11 protein-coding genes and 1 tRNA gene are annotated in these 11373 nt (G+C 50.9%); 3 read left to right on the top strand and 9 right to left on the bottom strand.

All coding sequences use genetic code 11. The features are described from left to right. Positions 1-191: integrase core domain-containing protein (locus tag PsAD37_RS27495; protein WP_153039723.1), on the top strand; the 191-nt coding region annotated here is incomplete at its 5' end. A 242-nt stretch (positions 192-433) separates the two neighbouring features. Here the strand turns inward: PsAD37_RS27495 and xsc are convergent. The 6 genes from xsc to PsAD37_RS11275 form a co-directional block, all read right to left on the bottom strand. Then, positions 434-2212 carry a sulfoacetaldehyde acetyltransferase gene (xsc, locus tag PsAD37_RS11300; RefSeq protein ID WP_063286688.1) on the bottom strand — a complete coding sequence of 593 codons (1779 nt, stop codon included), beginning with the start codon at positions 2210-2212 and terminating at the stop codon, positions 434-436. A gap of 182 nt (positions 2213-2394) precedes the next feature. Next, positions 2395-4200, bottom strand: a complete 1806-nt coding sequence (gene pabB / locus PsAD37_RS11295; protein WP_063296237.1) for an aminodeoxychorismate synthase component I — start codon at positions 4198-4200, stop codon at positions 2395-2397. A gap of 243 nt (positions 4201-4443) precedes the next feature. Next, positions 4444-5916: a methyl-accepting chemotaxis protein gene (locus tag PsAD37_RS11290; protein ID WP_063296236.1), complete on the bottom strand. Its 1473-nt coding sequence runs from the start codon at positions 5914-5916 to the stop codon at positions 4444-4446. Positions 5917-6331: 415 nt separating this feature from the next. After that, positions 6332-6811, bottom strand: coding sequence for a MarR family winged helix-turn-helix transcriptional regulator (locus PsAD37_RS11285; RefSeq protein ID WP_063286691.1), 480 nt, complete (start codon positions 6809-6811; stop codon positions 6332-6334). Between the two features lie 208 nt (positions 6812-7019). Next, positions 7020-7694 carry a peptide-methionine (S)-S-oxide reductase MsrA gene (gene msrA, locus PsAD37_RS11280; protein ID WP_063296235.1) on the bottom strand — a complete coding sequence of 225 codons (675 nt, stop codon included), beginning with the start codon at positions 7692-7694 and terminating at the stop codon, positions 7020-7022. A 26-nt stretch (positions 7695-7720) separates the two neighbouring features. Then, positions 7721-8038: a hypothetical protein gene (locus PsAD37_RS11275; protein ID WP_208981041.1), complete on the bottom strand. Its 318-nt coding sequence runs from the start codon at positions 8036-8038 to the stop codon at positions 7721-7723. 310 nt (positions 8039-8348) lie between these two features. On the opposite strand from PsAD37_RS11275, the gene PsAD37_RS11270 reads away from it, so the two are divergent. Both PsAD37_RS11270 and PsAD37_RS11265 read left to right on the top strand, forming a co-directional pair. After that, positions 8349-8438, top strand: a tRNA-Ser gene (locus tag PsAD37_RS11270). Between the two features lie 145 nt (positions 8439-8583). Next, on the top strand, positions 8584-9882 hold the full coding sequence (locus PsAD37_RS11265; protein ID WP_063296234.1) for a tyrosine-type recombinase/integrase: 1299 nt from the start codon (positions 8584-8586) through the stop codon (positions 9880-9882). On the opposite strand, the gene PsAD37_RS11260 is transcribed toward PsAD37_RS11265, so the two are convergent. The 3 genes from PsAD37_RS11260 to PsAD37_RS11245 form a co-directional block, all read right to left on the bottom strand. Continuing rightward, positions 9876-10106 (bottom strand): hypothetical protein, encoded by a 231-nt coding sequence (locus tag PsAD37_RS11260; RefSeq protein WP_063296233.1) that lies wholly within the window; start codon positions 10104-10106, stop codon positions 9876-9878. The two genes, PsAD37_RS11265 and PsAD37_RS11260, sit on opposite strands and share 7 nt — an antisense overlap. Positions 10107-10659: 553 nt before the next feature. After that, the gene (locus PsAD37_RS11250; protein WP_063290958.1) at positions 10660-10863 is read right to left on the bottom strand and encodes a hypothetical protein; all 204 of its coding nucleotides are present in this window, start codon (positions 10861-10863) and stop codon (positions 10660-10662) included. After that, positions 10863-11207 (bottom strand): hypothetical protein, encoded by a 345-nt coding sequence (locus PsAD37_RS11245; protein ID WP_063296231.1) that lies wholly within the window; start codon positions 11205-11207, stop codon positions 10863-10865. The genes PsAD37_RS11250 and PsAD37_RS11245 overlap by 1 nt, the downstream gene beginning before the upstream one ends. Positions 11208-11373: the final 166 nt, after the last annotated feature.

Genomic DNA, 11373 nt, shown 5'->3' with positions numbered 1-11373 from the left:
AAAGTTTCAACGGCCGAATGCGAGACGAATTGTTGAATGGTGAGACCTTTTACTCGTTGCGTGAAGCCCAAATAATCATCGAAAGGTGGAGGATACACTACAATACCAAACGCCCCCATAGTGCGCTAAACTTCCGCCCACCGGCTCCTGAAGTAATCATTCCAGTAGACCAAAGGCCAGTCATGCACTAACTTTCAAACCGGACCACTCAAGTGGGGCTGATCAAAGGTTCCAGAAGAGGTGTAGCACTCGCAGGCTGAAGAGGCGGCATGTGAGAAAGAGTGCTGGTGAGCCTATTCGAAGCCTGAACTACAGGCAACCTCAATTGTTCAGCAGATGCTTCAAAAGAAAAAAGCCCGAGCAGTGGTCAGCTGCGCGGGCTTTAAGGTTCATGCCCCTCTCTGAGGAGGTGAGATGGGCACTGCTGGGGGACTTACGCGAGTTCTTGTTCGCGCATATCTTCCGCGTTGATGCCAGCGACAGCAACAGGTGCTTTCATGGCGTCTCTGCGGAAAGGCTCACCAAGTTCCTGGTTGAGGATCACCTCAATGAACGTGGTCTCGTTACGCTCCATCTGGCCTTCAATGGCGTCATTCAGGGTCTTGGTCAGTTCATCAGTGCCGAACACCTGAATGCCCTTCAGGCCGCAAGCTTCTGCAATCTTGGCGTATTGCACTTCCAGATTGAGCTCAGTGCCAACGAAGTTGTCGTCGTACCACAGCGTCGTGTTGCGCTTCTCCGCACCCCATTGATAATTGCGGAAGATCACCATGGTGATGGGTGGCCAGTCATCACGACCACACGCGGTCATCTCGTTCATGGAAATACCAAAGGCACCGTCACCGGCAAACCCAACCACTGGCACGTCAGGACGACCAATCTTTGCGCCCAAAATGGCAGGCAAGCCGTAACCGCAAGGCCCGAACAGACCCGGAGCAAGATACTTCCGCCCCTCATCAAAGCTGGGATAGGCATTGCCAATGGCGCAGTTGTTGCCAATGTCAGAGGAGATGATCGCCTCTTTCGGAAGCGCCGCCTGAATAGCCCGCCATGCCATGCGTGGAGACATCTTCTGAGGCTCGCGAGTACGGGCGCGCTCGTTCCAGCTTGTACCCGGATCATCATCCTCGTGATCCATGGAGGAGAGCTCCTGCAACCAGGCAGACTTCGCATGATGCACCAGCGCTTCTCGATCTTCACGTCCTTCATTGCCTGCATGGTCCGCCAGTTCTTCAAGGATCTGCTCTGCCACAGCACGAGCATCCCCCTGAATGCCGACACTCACCTTCTTGGTCAACCCGATCCGGTCAGAGTTGATGTCGACCTGAATGACCTTGGCATCTTTCGGCCAGTAATCCATGTCATAGCAAGGCAGAGTAGAGAACGGATTGAGGCGCGTTCCAAGAGCCAGCACCACATCCGCTTTCGAGATCATCTCCATGCCTGCTTTTGAGCCGTTATAGCCAAGCGGGCCAACGGAAAGCGGGTGATTGCCGGGGAACGCATCATTGTGTTGATAGCCACAACAGACCGGTGCACTCAGTTTCTCCGCCAAAGCAGCAGACGCCTGAATAGCGCCACTCAACACAACACCTGCGCCGTTCAAAATGACAGGGAACTTTGCATCAGACAGCAGCTCAGCAGCCTTCTTAATGGACTGCACACCACCACGCGGCTTTTCCATGCGCACGATCTGCGGCAGTTCGATGTCGATCACCTGCGTCCAGAAATCCCGCGGTATGTTGATCTGCGCCGGAGCACACCCACGCCAGGCTTTCTCAATCACACGGTTCAGCACTTCCGCAATACGGGAAGGATCACGAACTTCTTCCTGATAGCAAACCATATCCTCGAAGAGAGCCATCTGCTCAATCTCCTGAAAGCCACCTTGTCCGATGGTCTTGTTGGCGGCCTGCGGGGTAACAAGCAGCAGAGGTGTATGGTTCCAGTAAGCTGTTTTGATCGGTGTTACGAAGTTGGTAATACCCGGACCGTTCTGAGCAATCGCCATGCTCATCTTACCGGTTGCGCGTGAGTATCCATCCGCGCTCATGCCTGCGTTACACTCGTGGGCGCAATCCCAAAACTTGACACCTGCGGCAGGAAAGAGATCCGAAACCGGCATCATGGCAGAACCAATAATGCCAAAGGCGTTATCAATTCCGTGCATCTGAAGCACTTTTACAAAGGCCTCTTCGGTCGTCATCTTCATGGCACAAGTCCTCCCCATCACGTCACAGGCACGGCTGTGATCTGCACATTCTGATATGCAGTCAAACCTAGCCTGAGCCAGCGGAGGGGTTTAGGGCCAGATTCCGCTATAGCATTGGCCAGTTGTGTAGAAGGTATTGAAGATGCAGCGGAATGCCATCGCCGATCCCAAGCAGAGAAGCGCTAGCTTACGTCAGCGCTGACGGAAACAAGGCTGGCATTCATCAATCCCCGCAGGGAGTTACCAACATAGACAGCATCTGCTGAGCGCAAATCGTGCACAGTCAGATCCGCTTCCTCTGCATATCCATGCTCCAGCAAGCCAGCGCGGAAAACTCCCGGCAACAATCCATGCGTAAGAGCAGGGGTGAGCAACTTGCCGCCCTTGCGGATAAACAGATTGGTGAAGCTGCCTTCTGTCAGATATCCAGCTTCATTGAGGAAAATGACCTCGGAACATCCATAGTTAGCAGCATACTCTGCGCGGGTTTGATCGTAAAATCCGCGCTGGCTGGTTTTGTGGAACAGGAACCGGTCCTGTGAATGCACGCGCTCGTCTGCAATGCAGATCCGCCAGTCATCACCGCTTGCTGCTGGCATTTCCTGTGCCGTCAGCATGAATTGTCCGTCTTCGTAGAGATCAAGCCGAACCCGCATATCGCGATCAAACACTGCAGCATGGTCTGAAAGCACGCTCAACGCCTGATCCAGATTCCAGTTGAAACCGAAGTAAGACGCGCTGTCGGCCATCCGTTGCAGATGACGTTCCAGCAACGTGTAGCCTTCGTCAGGCGTCCAGCCCATAGTTTCAAACAGGGTGAAACGCTCTTCTGACGCCTTCAAGAAGTTCAGTTTCAGCAGACATTCATCATATTCTGGCGATGCACCGGAATCGAATACAACACCTGAGCCTGTCCCCATTTCAGCAGCGCCGTCCTCGTCAATTACCAGAGTGCGGATCGCTACATTGAAGGTGAAATCACCATTGGGCTCAATCATTCCAATGGAGCCGGTGTAGATCCCACGCGGGCTCTTTTCTAGCTCATCAATGATCTCCATAGCCCAAAGCTTCGGCGCTCCGGTGATGGAACCACATGGAAACAGCTCTTCAATAATCTCGGGCAGTTCAGCTCCATCCACCAGCTCGCCAGTGGTGGTAGAGGTCATCTGGAACAGGCTACGGTATTGCTCAACCTCACAGTGAGACGGAACACAAACACTGCCTGCTTTGGTGATGCGAGAGAGGTCATTGCGCATCAGATCAAGGATCATGGTGTTCTCGGCGCGCGATTTTACATCACTCTGCAGCCAGTCTCGAACACGCGTATCTTCTTCGCTCGTGCGTCCTCGCTGAGCTGTGCCCTTCATCGGGCGTGTCGTCAGTTGTTTGCCCTTGCGCTCCAAAAACAGTTCCGGAGAAATTGAGAGAACCTTCTGGTCACCCAGATGCAAAAGGGCAGCATATCCAACCGGTTGCTGGAACAGCAGATTCTCAAACAAGGCAGCTGCGCTTCCAGTCTGCCCAAGCTCTGCACGCATGGTCAGGTTGATCTGGTAGATGTCACCTTGTGCCAGATGCTGCTGTGTTTTGGCAAAAGCGCTCTCATAGTCGCCTTTGCTCATATCAAACTGGTTGATGTGAATGGAAGGGGCGGCTTCATTGCCTGCAGCCTCAACCAACCATTGGGCTTCTTCATCTCGGGTCAAAAGCTGAGGTGCATCGTAGACGCCAAACCAAGCAAGAGGCACATTGCCTGTGCCCTTAAAACGCTGCTTCAGCTTCTCTTCAAACGCAAAGCCAAATTCGTAGGAGAAGAAGCCTGCCAGATGGTGGCCCGCTTTGCGCTCTTGTTCCAGTTGCTGAAGAAACTGAGGGACCTCAGAGAGAGTTTGGCAGGTCAGCACGCGCTTTGGAGCTTGGAAGAGACGCGCAGGCTCATGGCTAAGCCTGTCGACAAAAAGTACTGTTCCAAACGCAAACTGCGCCATACCTGTCCATTCTTATTTGGGTTACCCTTATTAAGAATGCTCAATACCAGCCCGTCAGACCAAGGCAATCTTAAAATTGTCTCCAAGTCCGTTTCTTGAGTAATTTTGCGTAAATTGTGATCAATTCCAGCCCAAATATCCGAAAATTCCCCTCAAGGCAGCAGTTTCAGAAGAGCAAAAGCGTCGCTCAAACGCAAAACGGGCCACCAAGGTGACCCGTTTCATCAGAATTTGTAGCGCACATTAAGCAACGTCGTGGAAGAAGCGCTCCAGCGTGTCGTGAACTTCATTGAGATCACCATCAACCTTATTGGCTTTCTCAGTCACTTCGAATACGGAGCCTGTCGCCTCGTTCATAGCTTCGCTCAGGCTGGCAATGCTCTGGGAAACTGCCATGGTACCATCAGCTGCAGCTGCAATATTAGCTGAGATCTCATTGGTCGCATCACCCTGCTGGGTTATTGCCTCTGCAATTGCACCAGTGTGGGCGTTCACGTCATCCATGGTCAAAGTGATGGAGCCAATTGCGTCCACAGCTTCCCGGGTTCTGCCCTGAATTGCGGACACCTGAGACGCGATCTCTTCAGTCGCTTTAGAGGTCTGGTTGGCCAGCTCTTTCACTTCTGCGGCTACAACTGCAAAGCCTTTGCCTGCTTCACCGGCGCGGGCCGCTTCAATGGTGGCGTTGAGGGCCAGCAGATTGGTTTGCTCTGCAATCGCCTGAATGAGCGTTACAACTTCGCCAATGCGGCTTGCAGCTTCTGCAAGGCTGCCAATGGTGTCATTGGTCTCCTGCGCACCGCGGGTTGCAGCTTCAACCATGTCGTTGGCCTGTGCAATCTGGCGTGCGATCTCGGAAATGGAGGAGGAAAGCTCTTCGGAAGCAGCAGAAACGGTCTGAACATTGCCGGATGCTGAATCCGAGGAGGAAACAACTTCAGTGGTATGACCAGAACATTTATGCGTCGCATTCTCCAGACCTTTGGAAGCAGATACGATGCTGTGAGTGTTTTGTGAAAGGCTCTTCAGTTGCCCATCCACCACGTCACGCAGACCGGAAATGTGTTTTTCAAAGAATGCGATACGTTCGGACTGCTCGGCAATCTTCTGTTCGTTCTCTGCAACTTCAGTTGCAACCACTGCAGCTTGAGCGGAAGCAGCATTGTCTGTCGAGACAGAAGCTTCAGCATCGTCCTGACCGCTCAGGAAGGCCATCGTCACGCCAGCAAGAAGAACCAGAATGATGAGATTGCCAGACATGGTGCTCTGATCACTCACGAGGAAGTCAGGCAAAACGAACAGGCTACCAAGAAGATAAATTGCGGAAGTTGCAAGGAAACTGCCAAGTGCGCCGCCATTGCGAGAAGACCCCAAAACAACAAGCGGGGCAAAGAACAGGATATTGAAGTCCACTTGCCAGCCTTCTGCATATCCACCAAGAGCAGCAGCAGTGCTTGCAACAGCGGCCAAAATCGCAAGGCAAATGCCGGAAGCCAGAGCGGCTGCACCGGATTCCTTGTCTTTCAGCCACAATGCGGTTGGAATGGCAGCAAGAAGGAAAGCTGATCCCGAAAGAATGCTCATTGTGCCGGTATCACCAGCCCAGCTCATCCCAAAGCTCACGAGGGCAAGAACCCAACCCAAGGTAATTGGCCAACTGGTTGAACCCATGTCAGATTGGCCTACCTCTTCTTCAAATCCGACTGCAGTACTCATTTCAGGTCTTCCCTTAATTGTATTGGTGCATGACACACCCAAATACATCCACCCAATTATTAAACGCATTCTGGATTTATAACTCTCTGATAGCAAAGAGGAATGTGCACAACCTCAAGCAGCAAGGCAGTGTAATTACAGCCGTGGGTCACTTGGTTGAATGAAAGAAGTAATACGCACGAAAGGGCGAAATCGCTCAGCAATCACCTCAAAAAGAGATCGCCCTCAAAATTGATTGCGTAAATTACTCTATTCAAATCTTAGTTGTAATTTGTATAAGATTTATGCTTAAGAGAAGCTTAATGGGACGCGAGGGAAGTGTAAAAAGCAAAGAACACCGGAGCGTTCACTCCGGTGCTCTTGCTTGGAAAATAAACTCAAATCAATAAAAAAACTAAACCAGAAAAATTAAGCCTTAGGCCGGTTCGTTCTCTTCAACCTGTTCATCTTCCATCGGATCATCATAGCAGAAGCGTGTACAAGCAGAGCTTTCCACGTCATTCAGGATGAACTTAAGGAGAGAGGAGAGGTTGTCCAATTGGCTCTCATCGATGTCACCGAGCAGCGCATGAGCTGCTTTACGGCGTGCTTCAGCCACTTCAACGGCTTTACGCTTACCGCGAACGGTCAGTTCGACCATAACTTCCCGGCCTCTGCGGCGCAGACGTCGGACCAACCAGTCTTTCTCAAGACGGTCAATCAGGCGCACGGTTGCGGAATGGCTTAAACGAACTTCTTTCGCAACTGTACCGATGGAGATGGCCGGAGAGCGTCGCATAATAAGAAGAGCCGCGACGGCACTTGTTGAAAGATCTCCGTAAGCATCAACACTCGCATCTTCAAGTGCTGTACTAACCGCGGAAAGTTGGTCTGCAATATGATTGGTTCTCATCATAAATTAAATCTCTAAAATACTGTCCTGACGATTCTGACTTAGCGTCATTAGAATTAATCCTAAAACTGCAATTTAACAAATGCAAGTTTAATAAAATTGAAAATAATAAGTATTTCGAAACCATGCAACCTGCAAAATCAATAAAAACCGCCAGTTTGGTCCCTGAATATTAGCAGGTTGCAATTATCCATAAATTATTTTTGATCACCTATTGCTTAGGGGATTGGGGCGAAACCGGCAATGGGCAGGTCGCACCTGTGCCCGAAAGGCCACAGTATCCATCTGGATTCTTTGCCAAATATTGTTGGTGATATTCTTCAGCATAATAGAATACGTCGAGAGGACCGATTTCCGTGGTAATCCCTGCGTTTTTGCCGATTTCCTTAAGGGCATCCTGATAAGACTTGGCTGTTTCTTTAGCCGTCTCAATATCTGCCTCACTCGTCAAATAAAGTGCAGATCTATACTGTGTCCCCACATCGTTGCCCTGCCGCATTCCTTGTGTTGGGTCGTGACGCTCCCAAAATACCTTCAAAAGTTGTTCCAGAGAAATTTCTTCTGGATTGTAGACCACTTTCACAATTTCGGTGTGACCGGTCTGACCAGTACACGTTTCGTGGTAGGTCGGATTCTTTGTTGCACCACCTGCAAAGCCAACAGCTGTTACATACACACCCGGCAGTTCCCAGAAGGCGCGCTCCGCACCCCAGTAACATCCCATGCCCACATAGAGCTCTTTCATCCCTTCAGGATATGGCCCATTCAGATCATGACCATTCACGAAGTGCTTTCCGGGAGTCATGATTGGTGTATCCCGGCCTGGCAGCGCTGTACCTGTATCCGGCATTTTAAACTTGTTTGAGAGCATTCTGAGAAACGACATATTCATTTACCTGTAAGAACTCTGCATCACAGCAGGGTTGTGCTGATGCGACGCCGCTTGTCGCCATACCATAGCATAATTAGTCCAAGAGGTCCGAATATAACCCACGGCGGCATGAGCAAAAGGCTTTGAATAATCGGATCCCAGAGAAGAGGGCTCACGTACCGCTGGATGGCCGCCTGGGATGCATTGAGCGTTTCTGGTGACAGATCAAACCAGATCAGTCCCAGTGGTGAAGAGGTCCAGCTGGAGGTCGCAATGCTCTTAGTGGCATCCACGACAAATGAGACCAGCGCTATGGCGACAAACCACACACCTATAAAACGCAGAAAAAATCCAACCACGTGTCTGCTTCCTTTTTCTGTCAGCTATCTTTTAAACTCGCAATGAGCCTGCGTGTATCCACAGTACCTCATGCAATCTAAGGTGCAACCTATCAGAACAAGCATACCAGACGCTCTTAAATTTCAGTCAAAACTGCGTAATGGATTGTGATTGGTTGCCCGTAGACAGGCAGAAAAATGCCTTTGTTTTCATTCTGGTTCCACAGAGTGGGGATACATGGCAAAAAAATCGAAAAGACCTCTTGCGCCCCCCAATAGTTTTGCATATACCCCCTCTCACGCCGCCGGGCATACCCGGTGAGCGGAATGCGGAGAGGTGGCCGAGTGGTCGAAGGCGCACGCCTGGAAAGTGTGTAGGCGGGGAACCGTCTCCAGGGTTCGAATCCCTGTCTCTCCGCCATTACCATTTCTTCCCCAAACGAAAATCAAACAATTAAATCAATGGTTTATGATGGATGTTTAGAGGTAACTTGACTCTGAATCCCATCGCTGCATAACATTCTACATAACAAACTGCATAACATTTGTGTTTGGTGGAGTGTGGAATGGGGTATTCGTTAAGTCGCGGCGTCTACTATTTTGTGAAGCGTGTCCCTAAGAGATATGCTGCTGTTGAGCTGCGCTCTCGCATTCAACTTTCCCTGAAAACCAAAAGTCCTGATGTTGCTGAAAAGAAGTCTCTCATGGTTGAGGAGAGGCTGATTGCATATTGGGAAGCTCTTCTCGCGAACAAAGAAGAAAGCGCTCAGGCGCATTACGCTGCGGCTTTGAACTTCGCAGGAGCACACGGGTTTACCTACCTCTCGCTTGAGGATGTGGTTGTATCTCCGATTGACGATCTGCTTGGCAGGGTGGATGTGATACCGGATTCAGAGGTGCCGAAGAAGAACTCAGCTGCAATTGCGGGTGTCTTAGGTTCTGCAAAGCCGAAGCAGAAACTCTCAAAGGTATATGAAGAGTACCTGGAACTTACACCTGATCTTCGAGTGGGCATGAGTGATGACCAGATCCGGAAATGGAAGAACCCAAAGTTCAAAGCAATAAACAACTTCATCGCGGTGGTCGGGGATAAGGATGTGCGGGAGATTGCCCGTGAAGACGGGTTGAAGCTGCGGCAATGGTGGATGGATCGTATTCTGGATGAGGGAAAGAAACCTAGTACAGCGAACAAGGACTTTACTCACCTGTCTAAAATCTTCTCAACATGGTGCGATCTCAAGCAGGAGAAGCTAGAGAATCCATTCTTGCGATTGCGTCTGAAGGAAGATGATACCCAAGATGAGCGACCTCCGTTTTCTCGTGACTGGATCGAGACGAAGTTGTTGGCTCCGGATGCATTCGGCGCGACCAATGAGGAGGTAGTTCTCATCTTCAAGATCCTGATCAATACCGGATTGAGACCCTCAGAGGTGATCGGGGCAAAGCTGGAGCACTTCAAGATCACTCACAATGTGCCTCATATCAGCATTGAAGAGTATCGAGCTGAAGGCTTCATGAGGAAGCTGAAAACCAAGTGGTCTGCGCGTGAAGTGCCGCTCGTGGGTGTTTCTCTGGAAGCCGCGCGGCGGCTGGTGGCGCTTGGCGGGGTGCAGAAATACTACCTCAAGTCAGATCAGTGGTCGGCTCTCATCAATAAGGAGTTGGATAAGCACAAGCTCAGGGAGACTGAGCAACACACGGCTTACTCGCTACGACACTCGTTTGAAGATAGCTTGTTGGAGGTTGGGGTGGATCATCGGCTTCGCGTGGAGTTGATGGGGCATTCTTACGAGCGACCAAAGTATGGGGAAGGTGGAAGCTTGCAGCTCAAGCGTGAGCAGATCGAGAAGATTGCGTTTTATTGAGCGGCGATCTTAAGGGCCAGCTGCAGGGCGGCTTCTTTTTGCTGGAACTCTTCGACTTCCTTGGTCAGGCGTTGGAAGATAGGCAGATATTGAGTGTTGCCAGCGGCGATGATCCTTGCCACTTTCTTTTGGGCATTAAGAAGGCGCTCCAGTGTCACCTCCTTATTGCGAGGTGCTGAAGGTGCCGACTGCGCTACAGTTTTTCTGCGCGGGGCAACGTTCATCGGATTACTTTACCTTTTTGTGTCTAGCTGGTTGTCAGATAAGCTGGAGAAACAAGGCTTTAAGTAGGTCTAGCGTGAGTCGTGTAAGGGCAATGGCCAGTGCCGGTTTAAGTGCCCTCTTGAAACGCATTAGGCTGTTGTTGAGTGACGTTCCAAGCCTCAATGATTTGTGGCTCCTGCCCTTCGGCCAATATGAGTTCGTGCATTAGTTCCGAGCACACGAAGGCCATAGCGGCACTTTGATCTTTGATCTTTGAACGCCTTCGTCTCGCGATCTTTGCCCTTGCGCTCATCGTAGATTTCCCATTCACCGGGGCCGCCACGTAGGCGAAACAAGCGACCATCTTTAGAGCTAACGTCCCAGTGGCCTATGTTCCGTCTATAAACTTGGAAATGAGGAACCATTCCCGCCTCCTGTTTGTTGGATTTGGCTAGATTGGGTCTGGAGTTTCTTAAGCTTAAGGCTATGTGCTGCCAGACCTCCTCAACCTCTGCTGAGGGTTCGTAGGACTTGTCATCTGGAAGATGTGTTTTCACTTTCATCTCGTCAGTTTCAGATGGTTATTGCGATCAGTAGCTTTTCAAGAAAGTTGGATGTGCGGTCTTGGAGGCCTTCTGGCATGTGCTCTTTGACTTGCTCTACAAGCTCTGGAGGAGCATTTACAGCAACAGCAGTCAGGATCTCTGCCAAGGCCTCAGGCTTGGTTGTGAGCTTGATGCCGATGTGAATGGGGGTCATGCCGGGCTCCAGCTGCATCACTCACTCCTACGGTTATCGAAGAGAGAAAAAGGGAGAGAGGTAGTCATGACCCAGAGGTGATACATGTTGGCACCGTCAACGATTTCTGCCAGTGGAGGGTAAACCTCGACGGCGGTGGCGGTTGGTCCGGCAAGCTCATCTTTAATGCGTTGCATTTCGGGCCATGATGGGCGGACTTCAGAGAGGCACGTGATTGCAAGGTGGCGGATGCCGTTGGATAGTGTGCGGTCCAGAACGCTAAACACATCATTCTTATGCGCTCTGGTGAACTCTGCCGCCCATCCGTGCCCAACGGTCCCCTCGGAAAACTCTTTGATCTGCCATAGCCTGTGAATCGGCATGCAAAATTGACCCGGTTAGGTGGGTTATGAGCGTTTAAGATTGACCCACCTGTTTGTTAGGATCCGTGCATTTAGCGCGGGGCATGAACGGGTGATATTGATGGAAAGTGCAGCCAAGATCCGCCGTCTTGTTTTACGGGATGGTCGAAGTGTCCGGTCGGTCAGT

Origin of the sequence: Pseudovibrio sp. Ad37, from assembly GCF_001623075.1 — a bacterium.
GTDB lineage: Bacteria > Pseudomonadota > Alphaproteobacteria > Rhizobiales > Stappiaceae > Pseudovibrio.
This window is presented reverse-complemented; position numbering and strand designations above follow the sequence as displayed.